General features: G+C 43.3%; 18 protein-coding genes, 1 tRNA gene and 1 pseudogene. 6 read left to right on the forward strand and 14 right to left on the reverse strand.

Going from position 1 to position 24,045, the window contains the following annotated elements:
- Nucleotides 1-152 precede the first annotated feature (152 nt).
- Nucleotides 153-1,001 (reverse strand): hypothetical protein, encoded by an 849-nt coding sequence (locus OH458_RS02040; RefSeq protein WP_193298387.1) that lies wholly within the window; start codon nucleotides 999-1,001, stop codon nucleotides 153-155.
- 185 nt (nucleotides 1,002-1,186) lie between these two features.
- Here OH458_RS02040 and OH458_RS02045 point away from each other — a divergent pair, with 185 nt between their 5' ends.
- Both OH458_RS02045 and OH458_RS02050 read left to right on the forward strand, forming a co-directional pair.
- The gene (locus OH458_RS02045; RefSeq protein WP_269977115.1) at nucleotides 1,187-2,032 is read left to right on the forward strand and encodes a DNA-processing protein DprA; all 846 of its coding nucleotides are present in this window, start codon (nucleotides 1,187-1,189) and stop codon (nucleotides 2,030-2,032) included.
- Nucleotides 2,033-2,059: 27 nt separating this feature from the next.
- Nucleotides 2,060-3,430: an HAD family hydrolase gene (locus tag OH458_RS02050; RefSeq protein ID WP_193298389.1), complete on the forward strand. Its 1,371-nt coding sequence runs from the start codon at nucleotides 2,060-2,062 to the stop codon at nucleotides 3,428-3,430.
- 121 nt (nucleotides 3,431-3,551) lie between these two features.
- Here the strand turns inward: OH458_RS02050 and OH458_RS02055 are convergent.
- The 8 genes and pseudogenes from OH458_RS02055 to OH458_RS02090 form a co-directional block, all read right to left on the reverse strand.
- Nucleotides 3,552-3,740 (reverse strand): annotated as a pseudogene (locus tag OH458_RS02055) (IS66 family transposase); the annotation flags it as partial.
- A gap of 239 nt (nucleotides 3,741-3,979) precedes the next feature.
- Entirely contained in the window at nucleotides 3,980-5,245 is a 1,266-nt protein-coding gene (locus tag OH458_RS02060; protein ID WP_213869441.1) for a hypothetical protein, read from the reverse strand.
- A 332-nt stretch (nucleotides 5,246-5,577) separates the two neighbouring features.
- Nucleotides 5,578-7,758: an AAA family ATPase gene (locus OH458_RS02065; RefSeq protein ID WP_140276109.1), complete on the reverse strand. Its 2,181-nt coding sequence runs from the start codon at nucleotides 7,756-7,758 to the stop codon at nucleotides 5,578-5,580.
- Nucleotides 7,745-8,278, reverse strand: a complete 534-nt coding sequence (locus OH458_RS02070) for a hypothetical protein (protein ID WP_140276108.1) — start codon at nucleotides 8,276-8,278, stop codon at nucleotides 7,745-7,747. The genes OH458_RS02065 and OH458_RS02070 overlap by 14 nt, the downstream gene beginning before the upstream one ends.
- A 5-nt stretch (nucleotides 8,279-8,283) precedes the next feature.
- A complete protein-coding gene (locus OH458_RS02075; RefSeq protein ID WP_269977116.1) occupies nucleotides 8,284-8,913 on the reverse strand; it encodes a hypothetical protein in 630 nt (209 codons plus the stop codon).
- The gene (locus tag OH458_RS02080) at nucleotides 8,906-12,121 is read right to left on the reverse strand and encodes a hypothetical protein (protein ID WP_250154575.1); all 3,216 of its coding nucleotides are present in this window, start codon (nucleotides 12,119-12,121) and stop codon (nucleotides 8,906-8,908) included. The genes OH458_RS02075 and OH458_RS02080 overlap by 8 nt, the downstream gene beginning before the upstream one ends.
- Before the next feature lie 170 nt (nucleotides 12,122-12,291).
- A complete protein-coding gene (locus OH458_RS02085) occupies nucleotides 12,292-13,716 on the reverse strand; it encodes a tyrosine-type recombinase/integrase (RefSeq protein WP_140276105.1) in 1,425 nt (474 codons plus the stop codon).
- Nucleotides 13,717-13,863: 147 nt separating this feature from the next.
- A tRNA-Arg gene (locus tag OH458_RS02090) sits at nucleotides 13,864-13,940 on the reverse strand.
- 310 nt (nucleotides 13,941-14,250) lie between these two features.
- Between OH458_RS02090 and folD the strand changes: the two genes are divergently transcribed.
- A complete protein-coding gene (gene folD / locus OH458_RS02095; RefSeq protein ID WP_269977117.1) occupies nucleotides 14,251-15,111 on the forward strand; it encodes a bifunctional methylenetetrahydrofolate dehydrogenase/methenyltetrahydrofolate cyclohydrolase FolD in 861 nt (286 codons plus the stop codon).
- Between the two features lie 110 nt (nucleotides 15,112-15,221).
- Here the strand turns inward: folD and OH458_RS02100 are convergent, their stop codons facing one another.
- The 4 genes from OH458_RS02100 to OH458_RS02115 form a co-directional block, all read right to left on the reverse strand.
- Nucleotides 15,222-16,421: a NupC/NupG family nucleoside CNT transporter gene (locus OH458_RS02100; protein ID WP_269977118.1), complete on the reverse strand. Its 1,200-nt coding sequence runs from the start codon at nucleotides 16,419-16,421 to the stop codon at nucleotides 15,222-15,224.
- Between the two features lie 222 nt (nucleotides 16,422-16,643).
- Nucleotides 16,644-17,591 carry a LysR family transcriptional regulator gene (locus OH458_RS02105; RefSeq protein WP_269977119.1) on the reverse strand — a complete coding sequence of 316 codons (948 nt, stop codon included), beginning with the start codon at nucleotides 17,589-17,591 and terminating at the stop codon, nucleotides 16,644-16,646.
- Between the two features lie 47 nt (nucleotides 17,592-17,638).
- The gene (locus OH458_RS02110) at nucleotides 17,639-18,610 is read right to left on the reverse strand and encodes a lytic murein transglycosylase (RefSeq protein ID WP_269977120.1); all 972 of its coding nucleotides are present in this window, start codon (nucleotides 18,608-18,610) and stop codon (nucleotides 17,639-17,641) included.
- Nucleotides 18,611-18,646: 36 nt separating this feature from the next.
- Nucleotides 18,647-18,937: a YcgL domain-containing protein gene (locus tag OH458_RS02115; protein ID WP_005473359.1), complete on the reverse strand. Its 291-nt coding sequence runs from the start codon at nucleotides 18,935-18,937 to the stop codon at nucleotides 18,647-18,649.
- A gap of 163 nt (nucleotides 18,938-19,100) precedes the next feature.
- On the opposite strand from OH458_RS02115, the gene minC reads away from it, so the two are divergent.
- From minC to minE, 3 genes are read left to right on the forward strand one after another with little or no spacing between them, the layout of a single operon-like run.
- Complete coding sequence (gene minC, locus OH458_RS02120; protein ID WP_269977121.1) at nucleotides 19,101-19,763, forward strand: septum site-determining protein MinC; 663 nt, start codon at nucleotides 19,101-19,103, stop codon at nucleotides 19,761-19,763.
- 19 nt (nucleotides 19,764-19,782) lie between these two features.
- Nucleotides 19,783-20,595, forward strand: a complete 813-nt coding sequence (minD, locus tag OH458_RS02125; RefSeq protein WP_269977122.1) for a septum site-determining protein MinD — start codon at nucleotides 19,783-19,785, stop codon at nucleotides 20,593-20,595.
- Nucleotides 20,596-20,601: 6 nt separating this feature from the next.
- Entirely contained in the window at nucleotides 20,602-20,865 is a 264-nt protein-coding gene (minE, locus tag OH458_RS02130; RefSeq protein WP_038191549.1) for a cell division topological specificity factor MinE, read from the forward strand.
- A 327-nt stretch (nucleotides 20,866-21,192) separates the two neighbouring features.
- Here minE and adhE read toward each other — a convergent pair whose 3' ends face one another.
- Entirely contained in the window at nucleotides 21,193-23,892 is a 2,700-nt protein-coding gene (gene adhE, locus OH458_RS02135; RefSeq protein ID WP_269977123.1) for a bifunctional acetaldehyde-CoA/alcohol dehydrogenase, read from the reverse strand.
- Nucleotides 23,893-24,045 lie beyond the last annotated feature (153 nt).

Here is a 24,045-nt window from a genome sequence, read left to right on the forward strand (position 1 = left end):
TATGGACACAAATAAGCTACAGCTTTCGCTAAATTAGCATTTAACGGACAACCTAAGGTATTGCAAATCCTCTTATAGATTGTCCAAAATCTCTCATCCACTAAAGTTTAGCGTTATTAGAGGGGGGAACTACAAGTTCAGACCAATGTGCTTTAGTCTTCATCGACTGATATAAAAATCCTATCAGCATTCCACAGTTCAATGATTTTTCTAGTTTTCTGAGCATTCCAGAAGCACTTGCCAAATAAGATAAATCCCGCACCTTCTAGATCACGTCTTTCGGTGATTTTAAAGCGATTAAAAATCTTATCTTTATGTTTTTTGATTGGAATCCCCACATCATCACAGTCAGCAGGATTTAACCATTCCATATCTGCGTCAGAATGCGAGATTGTCCCCCAAAACATCTTAGGACGGGCATCTTTTGGGTTATCTGCTGGTTCTGCATCTGCAAAATTCACGAACAAGTTCTTAGCTTTGTAGGGATACTTTTCATCTATTGTGATGATCGTGTCTGATTGAGCTAAATCGCTTCCACGCATTAAACTATTCAACGCTATTTCCATGCCTAAGACAGTATTTCTAACCGTAGTTACAGCACCAGTATGTGATTTGGTGCTGCCCAACCCAGTTGGCTTGGGTTTCGATGGGCGATCAGTTTTACTTTCTCCTGATGGTTTAGAGACAGCAGCAAAAAAGTCAAAAATAACTTCATTTGAGTCAGCGATGATCTTATCTACTTCGAGTGCATGCTTAACTTCACGTTCACGTTGCGGTGATGAACGTCCTTCGTTGCATCCTTGGACATGGTATCGTGAACCAAAACATGCTGCTTTGCCATCGACACTTTGTCTGCGGTAGTACGCTTCTGCTGCACATTTAGGATTAGGACATTCTAGGTACTGCCTGTACTTTTCGATGTCTGAATCAGACATCTTTTGAAAATTAAAGATGTTGTAAGTCTTACGTTTCCCATCATATGTACAAACAGCATCAATCATTTAGCAAACCCCAGAATTAGTGTAATCTATTGACTTTTCACCACTTATAAATGCTGTTGTAAAGTATTAGTACCACTTATGAGACTAAAACTTGAACTAAATCAATTGGCAGACAAAAAGTAGTTATATTCAATTGCAATTACTGCACCTATTAGCATAAATTCGAGAGTGATTGGAGTATTATTGTGATTAATTTGAATAAAGATCAAAAACTTGCATGGTGTCACGCAGCCCTGATACTGACCAAAAAGGTTTCAGTAGGTAGTGTCACAGCTAATAACAAGCTACGAGACATGTTGTTGAACATAGGTTCTTTTGAAGACATCTATAATCAGCATTTTGGTATGTTTCCAATTGAAGAAAAGATTGAAAATCAATTGGATAGGACTTACAGCAAGATTGACTTCGACTTCAAAGTAATCACCATAAATGATCCTGAATATCCGGAGAAATTAAGGTCTGTAGAGGGTGCAACACCTGTATTGTACTGCCGTGGTGATTTGAGCCTGCTAAATGCAAATAAAACCATTTCATTCATTGGAACACGGGAATTACACAACCCCGAGCACATAAGGCATGGGGATGCAGTAATCGGTAGACTGCTGAATGCTGGTTACCAAGCGATTGTAAGCGGTTTAGCTGCTGGTTCTGACACATTGGGTCATCAAGCTGCATTAAAGCATTCAGGAAGGACTATAGCGGTTCTAGGGACACCTTTAGACCAGTACTTTCCAAAGGAAAACAGGGAACTTCAAGATGAAATTGCCAAGAATCATCTTTTGGTATCTGAGTATCCGATCGGCATACGTAGCTTTGGTTCTTTCTTTGCTAACAGGAACAGAACAACAGTCGGTCTATCAAGTGAAGGTGTTGTAGTCGCCCGAGCGGGTGATAGAAGTGGAACACAGTACGCTATTAGGCACTGTGTCGAGCAGGGAAAACAACTATACGCCCTAGAAAACAACATCTATGAACCTGAGTACCAGTGGGTTCAAAAATACAAAGATAATATGAAAGTGATCAGGCAGTAATTCTAATAATCTATTGGAGTTCAGCCGATGGAAGTTATTATTTTTGATCTGGATAATACGCTAGTCGATACAACAGATTGCCAACCTTACTTGCGTACAACGCATGGTCGAGCATTAATCGTCGATAAACTTCGGGAGAATGAAGTCCAAACCAGACTTTACGACCCAAATATTGTTGATTACATCAATAAGCTATCGGAGATGTATCATGATACGCATGTTGTTTTCGTTACTGATTCACCAAATTCCCCAGACTGTAGGTACTGTGAAACTGTGCTGAACTTACATGGTTTCGAGTATGATAACCAGCACATTTTATCTAACGCTGGAAAGCCTTGTTGTGAGATTGAGGTGTTTTTGGAGGAATTGGCAGCTTATCATGACCAAGACTTTAGCGATGTTCGGGTTTTAGTCGTCGGTGACACTGCTAAAGACATACACTTTGGTCATTACATTGAATCACCATCAGTATTTTGCACTTGGGGTACTGAGTTCAATGTCAAATACATTACAGACAACGCGATGCCTACCGCAGTTGTGAGTAACATTGATGAACTAGATGAAGTGATCACTGATTTCATCAATGACGACTTAGAATACGAGCCTTATGATTTCCAACAACACTTCCGTACAGTGAGGCTTGAAGACACAAACGTCTACACAATCCCTGATGCAAATATAGGTTACGCCAGACATTTTATTCCAAGGTATCGTGACTGTAATACACCGCAATACAGAAGCACTTGGTTTGATGTTTATTACGGTCTAAAGCCAGCTAAAAATCGTACTTATGGGCAATTAAATAGAAACCTTGGTGTTCCTTTTTGTACTAATGCAGGAGAAATCAGTAATGGTCGCAACGTTGCACTAAAACGTTTGTCAGGTATCTATATTCAGAAGTTTTACGAGTGGGCTGAAGGTGTTGGTTTAGAGGGTAGAGTCGCTTTAGTGCCGATACCAAGTTCTGTTCCAGAAGAGTGCTACCATTCCAGACCCATGATTCAGGTGTCGATGTGGTGGGAAGAGTGGGCTAATGCAAAAAGGGGACTACCCTATAGAATAAAGGCGCATCAGGTTATTGAAAGGTGGCAGCCTAAAAAGCCTTCACACAAATCTAATGATGCTAGAACCCCTGAGGCACACATCGAAACACTAGGTGTGTATCTAGAAGATGAAGCTAACTTCCCTGATGATATTACGGCAGTAGTGCTTCTAGATGATGTATATACATCTGGTGCACAAATGAATGCAGTAGCATCCGTATTGCTAGAGTTAGATATGATCCCTGATGATGTTCCAATTTATGGATTTGCATTTGGGAAAACAACGTCACCAAACCCATTGGCCAACATTCAAGCGATTATTGACCAGCTTAATGCTGCTGAAAACGAACAGTAAGTCAAAGGGCATAAGCAATAACTGTTTATGCCCGTTGTATTGTTCAACCGACGGTACAGACATAGATTCAGAATTTAGGTAGTTGAATACAGAACGTCCAAGCCCTTCCGAGTGAACATCCCTAAGCGTGCCACGATCCCGCATCTTTCATGCACTCAAGCATATTGTTATAAAGGATAAGACCATTCGCCTTGGCTGTCTCGATGATACTGTAGAACATGGCACTGGCATCGGCACCTCGTGGATTATCTGAGAATAACTAATTTTTTCTACTAATAACCAGTGACTTTATTGCACGTTCGGCGTAATTTGGTAAAGACTGAAGACCGTCGACACTTTAGTATTAGAAAATTTAGGCCAAAATGAACCCGGCATATCTTTACTAACAGTATTCGCTAAATAGTTTGGGTCAGAAACGTGCTAGCTGTAGTTTTGCAAGCACGGCTTTGGACAAAAATGTATTTCAAAAATTTTAACATTAGCAATTCGTGAATAATTTTTTATAAGGCAAATTATTGCTAATTATTACTTTAACTCTGGGGCTTTTGATTATGACTCAGAGTTACTATTTTTAAACTCTTGTAGGTTTGATTTTCCTTGTCCAAATAGATAAAAGTCGCCTTGATAACCAAAAAAGCTCATTAGAAGCACATATAGAGTGTTACGCACAACTTCAACATGATCAAAAACACATCGCTCCCACTGTTGTCCCCAGCCGTCATGAGCTATTTTATTTCTTTTAGATAATGCTTGATTTATATCATCTATATACAAATCTCGAAAACCGATCAAGTTATAGTCACAGAGTGCCTTATCTACATACCACTTAGTTGGATAACCATTTAACGTTCTATTATTTGAATAAATATTCTGAGAAATCTGATCTATGTCTTTTATATCTATATTAAAATTAGAATAATTATCCTTCAAAGCTATTAACATTATATCTCTTATCTTTCTGTACTTACTGCGGCTCAAAATAGTTACATCTTTACTCTTAACAAACCCCTCTAACGCAGCCACATGTGACAGCAGCGTCCAATCGTCTATAGATTTCGAATTCCACTCTAAGTTGCGTATAGCTTGAAAAACACCTTTTTTCGTCAACAATTCCTTGCTATAGCCTTTCTTAATTGCATTCTCTATAAAAGGCTTAAACATCTCTTGTTCCTGCCTCATTGGGTTTACTCTGTTTGAGTAAGACTCTGTAGCATTTGAGCTAAGATAATGACAAGAAAAGGTCTTGTCATTAAATAACTCTCTTCTAATATACCACTCAGAACGAGCACTTCTGCAAAAGCCGTAACACCAAGTAAGGACATCAATTTCATCAGTTATTTTCTGGGAAATAAAAGAAAAAACATTACTATTTCTACTAATTTTCGTGGACAGCGTTGCTGTGACAGAGAAACTAACAAAATGATAATTAACATCTATCGATTCACCATCGAATTCATATGTTCTTTCCCATTTATAATCATTAACAATAAATGGAGATGTAACACCTGCTAGTAGATAATCGAATTTATCAATATAGTTACCGACCTTATCAGAAACTCTAATCTCTTGAACTTTTCCTTCATAAGATAACATTGACATCTTAATTATAGATACAGATATGGTTGAATCAATTGTATCGGTGCTAACGCTGAGATCTATGAAGTTATCATCAAAAGGTCTAGGTGAATCTATTTTAATGAAAACATCAATACCTTGCTGTTCAAAAACACCGGAAACATCTAGTTCTCTATCCAGAAAAGACATTGTTAGACTTTCATGTTTATCTATTTTTGTTAAGAATTCTTTGATATCCAAGCGCAGCCCTAAATAAGTTTGTCGTAGTTAATAAAAGAGTGCCATGAATAGTCGTATGATTCAATTTGCATTATGTCAATTGCCAAAGCTAGTCAGGAGTTGGGATTTACCCCCTTGATACAACACGGAGGATTCACGAAGAAATGCATTAGAAGAATGGATAACTTTTAGTAGGGAAAAGCCCATGAACAGGATGTGAATGAATAGAAGCACTAAATAGGAAAGGGACAATTCTGAGCTAGGTTGGAACATTTCGTTCGCTTTTATCCGAAATCGAAAATTGTAGTGCTAGGAAGCTCCTTTTCATAACTGTGCTACCTAGCTTGAGCTGACTAAGCAGCCGTTTTAAAGTCTGGGTTGTTAAGCAAGTGCCATAAGAAAGTTCGCCTCTTTTGGAAAAGTGGTGGAGCTTTGACGGTCTCTTTGAATATCTCTTCCGTGCTGATGATATCCACTTTGATTTTTGCACGAGTCAAGGCAGTGTATATCCAAGACCTGTCTACAACTCTAGACGTATCAACAACTACAATAACTCTGTCGAACTGCGAACCTTGAGCTTTATGTACTGTGATACAGTATGACGCTGAGAGGCTTTGTAATAGAGAGCCGGTTATTGCCACTGTAGAGCCGTCTGACAGGGTTACGTCTCCAAAGCTGCCCTTCCGCCTAGACACCACTTCTAAAAGCCCCATAGTCCCGTTTTGGACGCCTTCATCCCAGTAGTTTTTATTAAACACAACAGGATCACCTTTTCGTAGAATGATTTTGTAATTGTCCACAAAATCTCCTTCTTCTGGATCAAAGATAGGCGTACCGTCAGGGTTGATAGAAAACTGTGTGGTTCGATTGATTTCTGTCACTCTAGTATTACTCCCAGCAACCACCATAGCGTCACCACAAGCCTCCGTCATCAACTCAACAGCTTTCTTAGAGAACAGTTGTCTTGGGGTGTTGTGGAAAGTGATATTCCCCATAGTCAAACAATCCGGTGTAACACCGTGCCTAATCAATCTGGTGTACTCTGGAATCCCGCTCTGTTCAGATGAGCGCTTAACAATATCTAGTTCGACAGTTGGTAGGCATTTGGCCTTAATGAAATCATGCAGTGCCAAACCATATCCCACTGGCGGCAATTGGTATGGATCACCTACAAAGATGAATCTAGTGTTTTCAGGAACTTTTCGCAGTAGGCGGAACAATATTGGGATGTCCACCATGCTAGCTTCATCAATGACTACAACCGACTTATCTCCCGACTTCATATCACCTCTCATGAGGGCACCATGTATCGTTTGAGATAAATATCCCGTCGTATCTCGGATGCACTCTGCGGCTCGCCCCGCGAGCGCCATCGGATAAACCTTGTAGCCAGTATGGCTCAAAGCCTTGAATAGGGTTTTAAGCACTGTTGTCTTTCCAGTGCCAGCACCACCTGTCAGTATGAAAACCCCACTGGACATCCCTGTTTTGACTGCCTCTTTTTGTTTTGCAGTTAATTCAAATGGAAGATCCTTTTGAGCAACATTGAATGCCCAGTCCATCTCAGAAGACCAGCTTGATACTTGGGACTTCAGATGGAGTAATTCTACTGCAATAAAATGCTCCATGATTAACGGGGCTGAAGCATGAAAGCCGAACTCAGATTTACGAATTTGCAAGGATTTGTTCGCTAGACTCAATGCCTTGAATGCTAAACTTTGGCTCTCCAGAAGGCTTCTTAATGGCCTGTAGAGAGTCTTCTCGTCGCTAACAGTATGACCTTTCTCAAGCTCTTTTTTAACTACATATTCGAGTGCAGCAACCAGCCGCCTTTCATCGTCCGTGCTGGATATATTGAATGTGTTTGGATTCTGAGCGAGAGCATCTATTTCATTAAATGTCATGCCTAGAGAGACGGCGACGTATGGGTTTTCCTTGATTGCTTCAATCGAGTCGGTGCCATGAAAGGTGATGATTTTATTGATTGCTGATGTTTTAAAGCCAAATTTCCTTAGCCCTTCAGCGTGCTCTAATGTTGAGTATTGCTTGCAGGCTTTTACGAATACCTTAGCTGTCTCAGGTGTCAAAAAGTCGAACTTCGACAAGTCATTTTCGTAAGCGAATCTGAAGACATCTTTACCTAACTTAGTCCATATAACTTCAGCTTTATGCGCACCAATCCCTTTAAAGTCAGGACTGTCGGATACGTAGCGCTTGAACTCATCACCTGTGTCAGGCATCAAACAGCGCAAGTTGGTTGCTCTGATTGTATAGCGTTTACGAGTTTTGCCAGAACTGAATTTTAGTTCCTCTGGGTATCCTTCGTAGTCGCCCTCTATTTTCCATAGCTGCCCCTTAGAGAGGGGGATGGCGTTAGAGTCCTTTGGTGCCTTAACGACATACAGCTTGTCTTTATCATTTAAATCTGGATCAGCGTCATGCCCTTCAATTCGCTCAGCCGTAAAGACTAAGTTCGCGTTAGAAAACCAAATGGCAATTACACGCATAGTCCAGAGTTGATTAATGCTCTTCAAGGAAAACCACTCCGTGTTTAGCTATCACATCAGCCAACCTGCCTGCCTTTCCTCGACTTTCCAGCTCAGACTCAAGTTGTGCGATTTTAGCTTTGAGCACTTCATTTTCAGCAATAAGTGCCTGATCATTTATGCTGACTTTACTTGTTGATGACGCTTTACCTTTTGCTGTGGAGCCTTTTTTACCTTTCTGTGGTTGCAGGTGTTCGTTTAGAACTAGGTAATCCAGCAGTGACTTAAGATCAGCCTGTATGGACTTGCTCTTGCGAACACTATCCCGGTTAGGGAAGCCAAGCGTATCAGCAAGAGTCTGTGGGGCGAAAACGCCTGTTTGGTTACTAATATGAGCAAGGAGGTCTAAGACCCCTTCCTCAGAAATTGTAAGGTTGCTTAGGTCTAGTTCTTCCTTAATATTTTTGAGTTTTGCTGCCTCATTTTCACATGACTTAACCATATCAATATGGTCATAAACCCATAGTCGAAATGTAGAATGCCTTTCTTGACCTGTCTCTAAACTCATGCAGGCTAACCCTTAAGTTGTTCCCTGTACCATTTGAAGAATGCTGGGCATTTCTCCTGACTGATTAGCGTTTTAACGCCTTGGAAACCAAGGGTTGTGATTTGATAGCCATCAATATCAAGCCCAGACTCTTCGCAAGCCTTCACTAGTTCCACTAAGACCTTGTATGCGGCAACCTCTTTATCTGAATACTCTTGTTTTACGCCTTCATCAGTTCGAGATTCAATATCAGATAGCCTTAGCCTATCCATCTCAGAATTAGCGTGCTGGAGCGCCTTACGAGCTGAGTTCAACTCAGATGAGGTTTTACTCAGTTCAAGTTGTGCAATCATCAATTCCTCTTGCAACTGAGATTCCTTGTTTTGGAATTGCTTTTTTATGCGCTCTTCAGTTTTGTAATAGCTCTCAACAAGACTCCTGTATTTACTCCCTTTACGCCTAATAGTCGAGCCGCTCATAGATTCGCCTTCTTGCTTGGTAAATTTCGCGGCAACTGCATCAGTTAGTGCAGTGAAGCTACTGTAGGAATCGCAATTCATGTCTCTTAGGATGCCTTCAATGACTGCTTTACGATTAGCAACACCATTGATTTGGTGCTTAACCATCTCATCGTAGCATTTGATTTCTTTAGACAAGTTCAAGTTCCTCCAATAGTGGTGCATCTGTTTCTTGTTTCATTGTCTCTACTAGGAGAGTCTCAGGATCAGTACCTTTGAGTTGTGCGAGCATACTCAGGTTTTGAACCACATATTTCACCGGATCAAACTCCAGCATCATTTGAGTACTTTGGGAAAGCTCAGGCACTTTCTGTCTCTGCACCTTTGTTCTTAGCTTGGTTGCAACCATTGATGCCATTCGTTTTAGGTGCTGACTTTGAAGTGAAGGGGTTCCGCTAACCTCCTTAAGCTGCGCCATTAGACCATTTGAAAGCTCATCATCAGGTACATATTTGTATTGCTCTAGGGCACTAACTCCCGCAATAACATACTTATCTGGGTTTTGACGAATATAGCTATGCTTTGTCAGCCAATGTGACGCGATACGAATCTGCTCATTGCACTTCATCTCTAACTGAGTCTTCTCGGCGTTATTAGTCGATAGCATAATCATTGCAGAGTACTCCTTTGCCTCATCAAGTGCCTTACGAGCGGCTGCGCCAATAGCGACTTTATTGTGGCTTGTGATACATGCGTGTGAGCATTCATGGCAGTTCATACGTCCATGTTCATTAATGACCACTTCGGGACACTTATTGTCATAGGGGCAAATGTGGGTATAGTTGATTGCTAAACCTCGTCCTCCAGACACCTTCAGCACTCTTAATGCATCACCAGAGCCTGCAAAAAAAGGAAACTCTTTGTCATTACCCTCTTCCATAGAGTCAAACATCTGGATTAGCATGTCTTCAGTAACAGCAGCTTCCTCAGCAGAAACGACGTTGCCACTTGGCTGCATTTTATCTTTAATGATAGCAAGAGCTGCCGCGTCTTCTGGGCTTGCTTTGGTATAAAACCCAATGGTTCCTCTCGTTTGCCCTGTAAACGCCCTTACGGCATCTGCGTCACCTGTGGTGATATTAATGACAGTTACCAATTGCACACGGAAACTGTGTGGCGTCAGAGTTGTTTTAGGAATTAATGGTGAATAAGCTACGGGTTCGCCCAAATCCTCATACTGACACAACATAACCTTGGTCAACTCTGTCAGGTTATGCTCTTTTACCAACTTAAATTGTTCAACCTGAAGGTTGGGTGGCGTCAGGGTCATCTTAGTATCGAAATCAATTCCATGCTTTTTTAACCACTCCTCAAACATAAACACATACGCATCCATGTTGGGGTGAATATCACTGTGCGAAGCCGACCCCTGAAGAAGCGGTCGAAACTTCCCTTTAGATGACTTATCGTTGTTTTGGTAAGGCTTCGGCTCCAAGAAATTTTTGTCCGAATAGTTTTTCCGCACCTCTTTTGCATGACAAAGCAGCATCATAACATCCTCTTGAATACTACTTTCTAAGCCCTGAACCTGAACCTTATCAGTTCTAACGCGCAAAGGGACGTGGGTGGTTGCAGGGTCTTTGACATTCGTTGGAATGTAATCGGCATCAAATGTATCTGTGCAAAGATGGCCACCATTCGAAGAGCGTTGCCCTGCATATGCTGAGACATTTAAAATCAATAGATGCTGATAATTTGCAATGTCTACTCTTGTTGAGTTCTCACCAACAACCATTTTTCGAGTACGATTGCGCATCCAGCTAGGTAGCTTCACTTCCCCAATTTCAAGCTCTTTCCCGCCGATATCAATCGAAGTTGGTATAATGTAACTATCAAAGTCTTTTGAGTGTGTGATCTCATTGATGTGCTCAAAACCTTTAACTTTCGACAACTTATCCCTCGAGGCTTCCAATGCCAGACGCCTTTCTGGTGATGCTTCTTTTGCAATTTTTGCGGAAGAGCTGAATATAGCAGCTTTTGCAAGCTCTTTGAGCCACATTCGGAAAACCACCCAGTAGCCAATGTTGAATGTGTCCTTTTTGGTTTTACCTGAGCGCTTGTAGCCAACATTGCGCAGTTTAGGGATAGGGTTTTGTTTCAAGCCGATGCCTTCAAGTTCACCATATCGAGCCATGGTAGCCTCAAAGTACCTTCGCAAAGCTGCGCAATTATCTCTAAGCTGATTAGAGCTACCATTCAACGAGAGGGCTCGGCTAGTCATGCCCTCAATAAATGAGAGGAGTGACATTGGGTAGATTACTACTTTGCCTTGCTGCTTCGCTTTTTGTAGATAGATTCTATCAAGAACAGGATCTGGCTTAACGAAGGCAGAACGCAAGAATTTACTAGGTGTGTCTGGATATTCAAAAAAGCAATTTGGGTGCCTCTCGTAGAACCACGGCAGGTAGACAAATAGGTACGCATTAAGGTATTGGAGAACATTGATGCGGGTTTTAGCTGTGTTTCGCTCGATGTCAGTTAAATCAGTCCACGCCATCTGAGTTGTTTTCCATAAGCAGTCATCAGAAACATTAATGTTCTTTGGCGCGTACTCACTGAGATTTCGGCTTATCTTAAACTTACCAAACGATACAATATCAGTGTTTATGTTCTGGGCGTAAAGCAGCTTGACGCCTTTCTTATAGATATCGCCTAATTCAAAATTCTGAGAGCCTTGTTTTAGAGATTCAAACTCACCTAAGGCGTTTGATATGTACCCGCTACGATTTGATGAGACCTCGCCAGTGGACATTGCATTAGTGGCAATCGCTCTAGGTCTCCTGATTGCGTATAGTTCAATACACTGTTGAACCCAACCCTTAGGTAATAAACCTTTTCGTTCAAGATGTTGACAAACTTGTTTCCAGCCGAGCTCAGCTGAAGGTGTGTAAAGAAAATGCTCAACACGAAAATCAGTAAAAGACTCCACGGTCATCTCATCAAATGATTCGATGCCACGGCAAATCATGTATCGTGAGAGAGTGGTAACCTGTGCCGTCAAAGATGTGTATTTGATGTTTAGGTCATCAAATCTTGAAGTGAACACTCCCTTATGTTTCTCACGGCTTGAGTCAGAAATATCAACCCAAATTTCTAAGGCCAATTTGGGGTAAAATAAACTGATCGGACTACTCGCGAAAATCTCATTTTTTACTCTCTTGTCATACCGAAAATGAGCAGGGAGGATTGCGATCTTTTTTCTAGCAGCATTAGCTAGAAGTGCATTCAATGTTGAACGGAAAAAGTGCTTCTGGTTGTCGGTGATGTCATTGTTAGGAAATAACTCGTCCATAACCTCTACCCAAGTAGTGTCTAAACAGATATTGTCCAACAGAATTTCCATCATTTCGTTTGTCCAAACGTGGACATTATTGTGTAACCACCATGCACACCACATTCTTTGGTGCTTATTTTTAGCAGGTGCATATGTGGGGCTTAGGTACTCTAAATCCGTTGCCACTGATTTAGCGAGCGATCCTAGGTTTTCAGGCGTATAACAAGGTAATGGTTGAGTCATTATTTCAATTCAGCACCAAAGTGGCTGTTAAGTAATAGTTTTTGCTCACTGCTGATTATTCCACTCTGTACAAGTTGCAAAGCCCTATCGACTTTCTCTTGAGTAAGCTCAATCGCTGGTATTGCATAGACTTCAGTGGAGGAAATTTCAGAGTGCGCCATCAGACTTTGGACGACATTCATATCAAGCCCTTGGATAAGGGTGCCATCTTGTCTGTAGCCAATAACTAAGTAATTCAAGCAATGTACACCATACATATGGCGAAGAGAGTACAGAGCCAATCTACGAGGTACAGGTAGCCCCCTATTCTTGTATACTCTTTTAAGGGCTTGCTTGAACGCATATTGTCTGGTCGCATCAGATGATAGTGTCAAAGGGCGACCTAAGTATTCACCGCGCTTCAGCACAACAAAGAGAAAGCTGTGTCCAACATGTAATGGCTGCCTCTCTTTAACAAGATACTCCTGCAACGTTTCAAAGAAGATTGTTCTGAACGGCTCGATGAAAAATGTTTTAGGTGTCGTTCTCCCCTTGTAAGCCATGCTAAGAGCAGTCTCACTACTTATAGACTCAAATTCATTGCCATAGGCAAGTGGTCGTGTCATAGGATTAATACACGTTACCCGCCTATTCTTAATATCAATATCTTGCAGCAATACGTTAGCGGCTTCAATTTCTCGCAATCCTGTGCCCATGATAAGCGATAAATACAAACGGTCTCGTAAGGTTGTTGTTTCATTAAGTACAGGCAGCGCATCCTCATGTGGTAACGCTTTCTTTACAGATGCCCCTTTCGGCGCTGGACTGTAAAACGACTTTCTAGCCTTAAGAATTGAGGTTCTGCCAAGTTTAGGGCCATTGCAAACCACACCTGCAATGACAGATTTTTTAAGTAAAGCCTTACGCTGAGAGGTTGGGATCTCTTTCCGAAACAGGGCTTCTCCAAACATAACATCAGGCGATAGGGATAGGTCAATCAAGCCAAGTTCTGATGCTGTTTGCATTTCAGCTTGAAGTTGTGCGGATTCCAGTAAGAAGCCTCTAACTGAAGAAATGATTCTTTGGTTGGTTCCATGCACAGTCGGCTTGCGTTTGGTCTTTTTAGCAGCCAAATAAGAAAGGGTTTCATTCGAAGAATGGACCCCCATCGATAGGTAGTTTGGAAACTGTAAAATCATCTCTGTCAGTAGAGGCGTGCCAGTTTTTACTCCGATATTTAGTTTTGCAATCTCATCGGGATCATCAAATGCGTTAAGGTAAGCGAAGAACACGCGGAGGTCTGATGCTTTACTTTTTACCGTATTAGCAGGTTTAGTTCTCGCTATATCATTCATGTAACAATTGAACGCATCAACGGGTTCTCCGTCAATGTAAAGGGCGTACGATTTTTGCCCCGTTGCTAATTTAAAAGTGATCTTTTCCATTCGTCCCTACGTATGCACTGCCTTTTATATACTTTTTACAATATATCCAAGTGCAAGTCCAGTGCATTAAGATGTACAGACAAAAAAAAACCACCAACTTAAAAGTGGTGGTTTTTTATCTTAAGCTATTGAGCTTAAGAGGAAATATGGCCGAGGTGGAGGGGCTCGAACCCCCGACCACATGCTTAGAAGGCACGTGCTCTATCCAACTGAGCTACACCCCGGCAGGTGTTCCATTGTAGCTTACTTACGCACTAATGTCTTATACTTTATAAGAACCTATGACCACATCCTTAGAAGGGACGTGCTCTATCCAGCTGAGCTAAGGGCGCGCTACAGGGGAGGATTATACGAGTTCAAACGCTTAAATCAACGGGTTTTCATAACATTCTGATCTGAATGCCTAAAAAAAGGTCATCAAATCAATAAGCGCTCAAAAACACCACAAAGCAAACGTTTGCGTATGGATGTTAAATTGAATTTCTGCGACAATGCTCCGAAAATAATTTGCCTTATCAATTCAAAAGGAAAGTCATGACTGCTCAAAATATAGATGGAACTCTCATTTCCCAAACTGTTCGATCCGAAGTTGCAGCACGTGTAAAAGCTCGTATCGAGAACGGTTTGCGCGCCCCAGGCCTTGCTGTGGTACTCGTGGGTGAAGATCCCGCTTCTCAGGTCTATGTCGGTAGCAAACGTCGTGCGTGTGAAGAAGTTGGCTTTGTCTCTAAGTCTTTTGACCTTCCTGCGACAACGTCGGAAGAAGAGTTGTTGGCACTTATCGATGAGTTGAATAACGACGCAGAAATCGATGGCATTCTTGTTCAGTTGCCACTTCCTGCAGGCATCGATGCAACGCACGTTCTTGAGCGCATTCATCCAGAGAAAGACGTAGATGGCTTCCACCCTTACAACGTTGGTCGTCTAGCACAACGCATTCCAAAACTTCGTTCTTGCACACCAAAAGGCATCATTACGCTACTTGACCGTTACAACATTGAACTGCGCGGCAAGCATGCTGTTGTGGTCGGTGCTTCAAACATCGTGGGTCGTCCTATGACACTTGAACTCCTGTTAGCTGGCTGCACCACCACGACTTGTCACCGTTTTACTAAAGACTTAGAAGGTCACGTTCGCCAAGCAGACCTTGTTGTGGTTGCAGTTGGTAAGCCAAACTTCATTCCTGGCGAGTGGATTAAGAAAGGCGCTGTTGTAGTCGATGTGGGTATCAACCGTTTGGAGTCAGGAAAGTTGGTAGGCGATGTGGAGTATGACAAAGCCCGTGAAAACGCGAGTTTCATTACACCTGTTCCTGGTGGCGTTGGCCCGATGACAGTAGCAAGCCTTATCGAAAACACCATGATTGCCTGTGAGCAGTTCCACACTAAGAAGTAACGACTCTTAAGAAACCAAAAAAAGGGGTTGATGTGATAGCACATCAACCCCTATTTAATGTTTACTTAATTCGTGGAGCTTAGAGCATTGGCAAATACTGTTCGCGATGCTTATAGGCTCAAGATAACGCCCGCAATCGACGCACTCATTAAGTTCGCCATCACACCTGCGGCAATCGCTCGAAAGCCGAATTTAGAAATAAATGGGCGCTTTTCGGGGACAACGCTGCCTAAACCGCCAATCAACATTGCCATCGTTGAAATATTGGCAAATCCACATAAAGCAAAAGTGACAATTGCTTGTGAATGCTCACTCAGTTGGGACTTAACGTCCATTAACTGAATAAATGCGACAAACTCGTTAACCACGATTTTGTTACCAATCAAAGAGCCTGCGGTAATCGCTTCATTCCAAGGGACGCCAAGCAGCCACGCGACAGGAGCAAACAGATACCCCAAGATTAGCTCAAAGCTGAGCTCCATGCCCATCAGGCTACCAACCCAACCAAGCATACCGTTTAGCATGGCAATCACACTGACAAACGCCAGCAAGGTTGCACCAACCGCAACGGCGATACGTAAACCCGCCATCGCGCCGTCTGCCATCGCCTCAACCACATTGGTCGCGCGTGGCATTTCGACATTGTTCATGTCTATTTCTGCGTCTGCGGTTTGTGTCTCTGGCACCATAATTTTCGCCATCAAAAGACCCGCAGGTGCTGACATAAATGCCGCTGCAATTAGGAAGTTAAGGTCAACACCGAGTGATGCGTAGCCCACCAACGTACCACCAGCGACAGAAGCAAGACCACCAACCATCACAGCAAAAAACTGAGAGTCCGTCATGTGCTTTAAGTACGGCTTAACCACAAGAGGCGCTTCAATCATGCCAACAAAAATGTTCGCCGTTGCTGAAAGTGATTCTGCACGACCGATTCCTAGTAACTTTTGGAGCCCACCACCGATCAAGTTGATCACTTTTGGCATCACTCCAATGTGGTATAAACCGGAAATCAGCGCGGAAAAGAAAATGATGATGCCCAATACATTGATGGCGAAGGTAAAGCCACCCGTTGCAAGGCCCCCAAACAAGAACGCTATACCTTCTTGGCCATAATTAATTAAGTTAGACACCGCGCCCGTCACGCTATTAAGTGCATCTTTTCCCGCTGGGACATACAAGACGAGCAATGCGAAACCAACTTGAAGCGCAAACGCCAGTGACACCGTTTTAAGGTTGATACTTTTTCTGTTTGTAGAAAGTAGCCATGCTAAAAACAAGATGGCTACGATACCAAGAATAGAATTCATAAAAGATCCGACAAAATTGGGGGGAACAAGATTGGCGTCGGATAATATTCACTTAAAAACGAGATGCAAATCACAGTTGTTAATGGAGTGTACTTTCCATTGCGCAATTAATCACCATGGATATAACATGCTGTTTTTAATCAGTTTAAACGTTTGCTCTTGTTTATTATTTCCACTTAGAAAAGATGTTTCTAAAAACAGAAACAATATCGTGAGTCGCTTTCACGACTTGAACCCCTGCAAATACGGCGCTAATCGCTTATCCCAATGGCAGGGAGCACCGATTTTTTGTTTGATAAACTCGATCACCGCGGCGGTTTTGGTCGGCAAGTATCGACGACTTGGGTAGACGGCATAAAAAGGCATATCTTGGCTCGCTTGCCAATCGGGAAGAAGCTGTATCAGTTGCCCATTTTTGAACTCATCTCGTATTAGGTACGTCGCTAAGTAAGCAATTCCCCACCCCGCGACGGCCGCATCTCGAACCGCTTCAGCAAGGTCCACCGAGTAGTTGCCTGACACTTTTACATTCAGTTGTTCTTCGGGTTTCGAAAACGCCCAGCTTGTGTAGTCTCGTTCCCAACTGCGATAAATCAGACAATTGTGCTGCGCTAACTCATTTGGGTGATGAGGCGTACTGTACTTAACCAAGTAATCTGGTGATGCAGCTACGACGAATCGACTATCAGCTAACCTTTGCGCCACATAACCTTCAGGTAAGGTTTCGTTGTTGGTTATCCATAAATCTAACCCTTCTTGGAGCATATCAACCCGATAGTCGAACAAATGCATCTCGACTTGTAGGTTTGGGTAACGAACTCTGAGCTCGTCAATGGCGGGGAGAATATGTAGGGTACCAAATGACTGCGACAAGCCAATTTTAATCAGCCCTGCCACTTCATCGCGTTGACTTTCCACTTCTCGCTGCGCTTCTTCAATCGTTCGCACAACTTTTTGACAATGGTGGTAAAAATTTTCGCCAGCTTCCGTTGGAGTAAATGTTCGCGTAGTGCGTTGAACCAATTTAACACCGAGCGACTCTTCAAGCTGTGCCAACTGTTTACTCACATGAGAAACAGAAACACCCAGACTGCGTGCCGCAGCGGTAAAATTTTTATGAGTGAGCAAGGCGGCAAACACCACCATCTGCATCGCGCGTTCTGATAACACAAAAACTCCAAAACAAAAAAGGAGCTCCTAAGAGCCCCTTTACACAATTAAAGTACAATTCTATCGGCCAAATGGCTGACCGCTAGAGCGAAGTAGTAAGAGCGATTCCACTTCATCAATACATTGTAGTTATTATAAACAAGGTAGACTCGGCCGTTTGCGTCATCCGGGGCGATCAACCAAGCCTTAATATCGTCATCCAGTTTTGGTAGTGGACGGCCATCGTAACGAGTCACGCCTAGCCTGCCCCACTCCTGAAGATATTTGCCTTTCTCTTCACTGCGACCTTGGATACTGGTATCAAAACCTTTGGGTAATTTGACCTGACGTCCCCAAGTGTATTTATCTCCCCAGCCCGACTCGCTCAGATAATTCGCGGCGGACGCAAACACATCCGCTTCGGTCTGCCAAATGTCTTTCTTACCATCACCGTTACCATCAGCGGCGAACGCTAAGAAGGAGCTTGGCATAAATTGGCACTGCCCCATCGCCCCAGCCCATGAGCCTTTAAAATCTTCAACTGGGATATGGCCTTCTTCAAGAATCTGCAGTGCCGCCATTGCTTCTTTGCGAAAGAACGCTTCTCGGCGACCGTCGTAAGCCATGGTGGATAACGCATCTATTACATTGTAATTACCAGTGAAGCGGCCAAAATTACTCTCTACGCCCCACAATGCGACGATAAATCGTGGCTGAACGCCATATTCATCACCAATACGGGAAAGAGTCTCGTAATGCGTTTCGTAGAGCTCTTTGGCTTGCTTAACTTTCCAATCTGGCACTGCCCGCGGAATGTACTCATCCAGCGTGAGCTTTTTCTCTGGCTGGTTGCGATCCGCTTTTACGGCGCGAGGCTTATAAGTTACATCTGAAAAAGCGGTCGAGATCACCTGTTCAGAAATGCCGTGCTCTCTGGCTTCTTGTTTTAATCCATCAACATATTGCTCAAAACTCTGCTCGTTTGCCCAAACAGAGCTGGCAATGGTTGCACCTAATACGACTGACAATAATTTCTTCACATTGCCCTCCTTGAGCAAGGTTTGGCGTCCGTTTCGTTATTTTTCTTCGGACTGTTGACGCGCTTTTTTCTGCTCTTTGTATTCATCAAGCAGATTTTTTGGCGGAGGCGGAAGCTGGAGGAAAAAACCTTCTTCTTCAAGTGACTGTTTCACTTTATCGATATCGACTGATGCCAGTTGGCGCCCGTCAAGTTTGATCACCATAACCATAATAGGTTTGCCAAACATCTGCATCAATGTGTCAGGAACTTGTGAAAAATCGTCCTTTTTAGGGATGTAGAGGTAAGCGCCTTCTTTTTTAGAACTTTTGTAAATTGCACAAAGCATGGGGAGCCTTTTGTCCGTTTCTATTCAATGAACGTCAGTGTTTCGCTATTTTTGAGAGCAAAACACTCAATTGAGCGCAAGATAACTTGCTGAGCTTATTGTGGGAATATAACATGACAACCCTAGTCTCAGGCAACGCCCTTACGAGGTTGATAAGTAAAAGATGTCACATTCACCAGACCTAAAAGGCAGTAGCTTCACATTGTCCGTTTTACACCTTAGTGACAACGATGTGGAAAAAACGGTCAAATTCCTCAATGAGAAAGTCGAGCTGGCACCGACTTTTTTTGCCAATGCCCCTGTGGTAATCAACATTGCTCAGGTGGAAGGCGATATTGACTTTCATGCACTGAAGCACGGAATTTCCGCAGCCGGTATGATTCCGGTTGGTGTTGCGGGCTGTAAAGACAAGCGAACGCAAAATCTCGCCAGTGAGGCGTCTTTTGCCATTATGTCTGCGAGTAAGTCGCCGAGCCAAGCGCCCGCTAAAATGGCGCCGACCAAAATTGTCCGCTCGCCGGTGCGCTCTGGTCAACAAATTTACGCAAAAGATAGTGATCTCGTGGTGCTTAACCATGTCAGCGAAGGTGCTGAGGTCATTGCAGATGGTTCCATTCACATTCACGGGACACTCCGTGGACGCGCAATCGCAGGAGCGAATGGCAACAAAGAAGCGGTCATCATCTGCAATAAGCTCAACGCTGAACTTATGTCTATCGCAGGTCATTATTGGTTGACAGAACAATTTGCTGATGAATATTGGCAACAAAAAATCATGTTTAGTTTGGATGATGACTCGCTTCGATTCGAGTTGTTAACGATTTAAGATTTATAAGGAACAGATAATGGCACGCATTATTGTTGTAACGTCAGGTAAAGGTGGTGTAGGTAAGACCACATCAAGCGCTGCTATCGCTTCTGGCTTAGCGATGAAAGGAAAGAAAACCGCTGTCATCGATTTTGATATCGGCCTGCGCAACCTCGATTTAATCATGGGTTGCGAGCGTCGCGTCGTCTACGACTTTGTTAACGTCATCAACGGTGAAGCAACACTCAATCAAGCGATGATCAAAGATAAACGTTCTGAGAACCTATTTATTCTTCCAGCTTCGCAAACGCGTGACAAAGACGCCCTAACTAAAGAGGGCGTGCGCCGCGTTCTTGATGAGCTTGACGAAATGGGCTTTGATTTTGTGATCTGTGATTCTCCAGCAGGTATCGAGCAAGGCGCTCTCATGGCGCTATACTTTGCTGATGAGGCAATTGTAACAACAAACCCTGAAGTCTCTTCTGTTCGCGACTCAGACCGCATTTTAGGTATTTTGGACTCTAAGTCACGCCGCGCTGAAGAAGGCCTTGAGCCGGTGAAACAACACTTGTTACTGACACGCTACAACCCTACGCGCGTGACACAAGGCGAGATGCTCAGTGTTGAAGATGTTGAAGAGATTCTGCACATTGGTTTGCTAGGAGTTATCCCAGAGAGCCAAGCGGTGTTAAATGCGTCAAACAAAGGTGTACCTGTCATTTTTGATGAGCAATCTGATGCGGGCATGGCTTATGACGACACAGTCGAGCGCCTGCTTGGCCAGCAAGTGGATTTCCGCTTCCTGACCGAACAGAAGAAAGGAATCTTTAAACGACTATTTGGAGGCTAAATCGGCATGTCATTACTTGAATTTTTCCGCCCGCAGAAAAAAAGCTCTGCGAACTTAGCCAAAGAACGTCTGCAAATTATTGTTGCAGAGCGTCGTAGTCAAGGTGACCCAGCGCCATCTTACCTACCACAACTAAAAGAAGACATTCTGAAAGTGATCGGCAAGTACGTTGCCGTAGACCCCTCCATGGTCGACCTTTCTTTTGAGCATAAAGATGACGACATTTCAGTCCTTGAGCTGAATGTAAAGCTTCCTGAAGACGATAAATAACTCTTCTTTGCAAGCATATAACCACAAAAACCGACGAGAAAACGTCGGTTTTTTTCTGCCTGTTCCTTCCCCTTCCCTCAGGCAACCATACTGACCAACCCCAGCACTCGCTAGTTTTACACACGCAAGCGACTTAATGACAGATCCAGAGCCACAGACCATGGTTCAATCATCATCCACTTCCTATTACCGTTAGCCATAGCCAATTTCGACAACAACACCAAAGTCATGGCGTAAAAAAGCCCCAGTCATTCGACTGGGGCTTTATCTTTTCCCGATAGATAAGTGTCGTGCTAGCGAAAACTTATCTCATAACTAACGTCTTACTTATGCGTCAGTTTTTGCTTTCTTAGCTTTAGGCGCTTTCGCTGCTTCTTGGTCTGCTTTCTTCTTGATTACCGTAGTACCTTCGAAAGTTTCACCTTCAACGAATGCTTTACCGTAGTAAGAAGCCAGTAGAACTTCTTTTAGCTCAGTGATTAGAGGGTAACGTGGGTTAGCACCTGTACACTGGTCATCGAACGCTTCAACCGCTAGTTCATCTAGTTTCGCTACGAAGTCAGCTTCAGACACGCCAGCCGCTTGGATAGACATTGGGATGTCTAGGTTAGCTTTTAGCTCGTCTAGCCATGCTAGTAGACGTTCAATCTTCTGAGCAGTGCGGTCACCTTCTTGGCTTAGGCCTAGGTGGTCAGCAACTTCAGCGTAACGACGACGTGCTTGTGGACGGTCGTATTGAGAGAACGCAGTCTGCTTAGTTGGGTTGTCGTTCGCGTTGTAACGTACAACGTTAGAGATTAGTAGTGCGTTCGCCAGACCGTGTGGTAGGTGGAACTCAGCACCAATCTTGTGCGCCATAGAGTGACAAACACCTAGGAATGCGTTCGCAAACGCGATACCAGCGATAGTTGCCGCGTTGTGTACTTTCTCACGAGCGATTGGGTCACCAGCACCGTTCGCGTAGCTTGAAGGTAGGTACTCTTTTAGCATCTTAAGTGCTTGTAGAGCTTGGCCATCAGAGTATTCGTTAGCAAGAACAGATACGTAAGCTTCTAGAGCGTGAGTTACTGCATCGTAACCACCAAATGCTGTTAGAGACTTAGGCATGTTCATTACTAGGTTAGCATCAACGATAGCCATGTTTGGCGTGATTTCGTAGTCAGCTAGTGGGTACTTAGCACCTGTCTCGTCGTCAGTAACAACCGCGAATGGAGTAACTTCTGAACCAGTACCTGAAGTTGTAGTGATACATACAAGCTCAGCTTTCTTACCCATTTTAGGGAACTTGTAGATACGTTTACGGATATCCATAAAGCGCATTGCTAGTTCTTCGAATGCTGTTTCTGGGTGCTCGTACATTACCCACATGATTTTCGCTGCATCCATCGGAGAACCACCACCTAGAGCGATGATTACGTCTGGTTGGAAGCTTTGCATAGCTTCTGCACCTTTCTTAACAACAGATAGCGTTGGATCCGCTTCTACGTCGAAGAAAGTTTGAACTTCGATGCCTTGAGCTTTAAGAAGCTGTACTACATCGTCAGCGTAACCGTTGTTGAATAGGAAACGGTCAGTTACTAGGAACGCGCGTTTCTTACCTTCTAGGTCGCTCATTGCGATTGGAAGGCTACCACGACGGAAGTAGATAGACTTAGGTAGTTTGTGCCACAACATGTTTTCAGCTCGCTTCGCTACAGTTTTCTTGTTGATTAGGTGCTTAGGACCTACGTTCTCAGAGATAGAGTTACCACCCCATGAACCACAACCTAGAGTTAGAGAAGGCGCAACGTTGAAGTTGTACAGGTCACCGATACCACCGTGAGTCGTCGGGATGTTGATTAGGATACGAGCAGTCTTCATCTTGTCACCGAAGTAACGGATGCGGTCTGCGTTAACGTCTTGGTTAGTGTATAGACCAGACGTGTGACCGATACCACCGATCTCAACCATAGTTACTGCTTGAGCAACTGCGTCTTCGAAGTTGTCAGCGCGGAATAGACCTAGAGTTGGAGATAGTTTCTCGTGAGCGAATGCGTCGTCGTAAGAAACTTTACCTAGACCTTCACCTACAAGTACTTTTGTATCAGCAGGAACTTTAACGCCCGCTAGTTCAGCGATTGCTGGCGCTGGTTGACCAACGATTTTTGCGTTTAGCGCACCGTCGATTAGAAGCACTTTACGTACTTTGTCTGCGTCTGCTTTAGAAAGAACAACTGCTTTGTGAGAAGCGAAACGCTCTTTTACTTCGTCGTAAACTTCGTCAACTACGATTGCAGCCTGCTCAGAAGCACATACTACGCCGTTATCGAAAGTCTTAGACATTAGGATAGAAGCAACAGCACGTTTAACGTCAGCTGTTTCGTCGATAACTACAGGAACGTTACCTGCACCTACACCGATCGCTGGCTTACCAGAAGAGTAAGCTGCTTTAACCATGCCTGGACCACCAGTTGCAAGGATAAGAGCGATGTCGTCGTGCTTCATTAGAGCGTTAGAAAGCTCTACAGATGGCTGGTCAATCCAACCGATGATGTCTTTTGGAGCACCTGCTGCTACTGCTGCGTCTAGAACAAGTTTCGCTGCATCATTAGTCGAGTTTTTCGCACGTGGGTGTGGCGAGAAGATGATACCGTTACGAGTCTTCAGAGAGATTAGAGATTTGAAGATTGCAGTAGAAGTTGGGTTAGTTGTTGGTACGATACCACAGATGATACCTACAGGTTCTGCGATAGTCATTGTACCTAGGTTGTCATCCTCTTCTAGGATGCCACAAGTCTGTTCGTCTTTGTATTTGTTGTAGATAAACTCAGAAGCGAAGTGGTTCTTGATTACTTTATCTTCAACAATACCCATACCAGATTCCTCAACCGCTTGTTGAGCTAGCGGGATACGAGCTTGGTTAGCTGCAAGAGACGCAGCGCGGAAGATCTTGTCTACTTGCTCTTGAGAGTAAGTAGCGAACTCTTCTTGCGCTTTCTTAACGCGAGCAATCATTGCATCTAGTTCAGCCAGATTAGTTACAGGCATAGGGATTCTCCTAAAATTAACAAATATTAAAAACTTTTTAGTAAGAGTACTGTTCAACTGATTTTGTTATCTAAACAAGCAGGCTTCTTAGTAAATTGCTTTCAGGGCTGAGTATATTATTTCAGGTTATGAAAAAAATTGACCCAGATCAGT

Source organism: Vibrio sp. MarTm2 (assembly GCF_027587055.1).
GTDB classification, from domain to species: Bacteria; Pseudomonadota; Gammaproteobacteria; order Enterobacterales; family Vibrionaceae; genus Vibrio; species Vibrio sinaloensis_D.

Coding starts and splice junctions, on each gene's coding strand:
- OH458_RS02085 (WP_140276105.1), bottom strand. CDS start 13,716: ATGGAAAAGATCACTTTTAAATTAGCAACGGGGCAAAAATCGTACGCC.
- OH458_RS02050 (WP_193298389.1), top strand. CDS start 2,060: ATGGAAGTTATTATTTTTGATCTGGATAATACGCTAGTCGATACAACA.
- minC (WP_269977121.1), top strand. CDS start 19,101: ATGTCACATTCACCAGACCTAAAAGGCAGTAGCTTCACATTGTCCGTT.
- minE (WP_038191549.1), top strand. CDS start 20,602: ATGTCATTACTTGAATTTTTCCGCCCGCAGAAAAAAAGCTCTGCGAAC.
- adhE (WP_269977123.1), bottom strand. CDS start 23,892: ATGCCTGTAACTAATCTGGCTGAACTAGATGCAATGATTGCTCGCGTT.
- folD (WP_269977117.1), top strand. CDS start 14,251: ATGACTGCTCAAAATATAGATGGAACTCTCATTTCCCAAACTGTTCGA.
- minD (WP_269977122.1), top strand. CDS start 19,783: ATGGCACGCATTATTGTTGTAACGTCAGGTAAAGGTGGTGTAGGTAAG.
- OH458_RS02115 (WP_005473359.1), bottom strand. CDS start 18,937: ATGCTTTGTGCAATTTACAAAAGTTCTAAAAAAGAAGGCGCTTACCTC.
- OH458_RS02080 (WP_250154575.1), bottom strand. CDS start 12,121: ATGATGGAAATTCTGTTGGACAATATCTGTTTAGACACTACTTGGGTA.
- OH458_RS02100 (WP_269977118.1), bottom strand. CDS start 16,421: ATGAATTCTATTCTTGGTATCGTAGCCATCTTGTTTTTAGCATGGCTA.
- OH458_RS02040 (WP_193298387.1), bottom strand. CDS start 1,001: ATGATTGATGCTGTTTGTACATATGATGGGAAACGTAAGACTTACAAC.
- OH458_RS02070 (WP_140276108.1), bottom strand. CDS start 8,278: ATGAGTTTAGAGACAGGTCAAGAAAGGCATTCTACATTTCGACTATGG.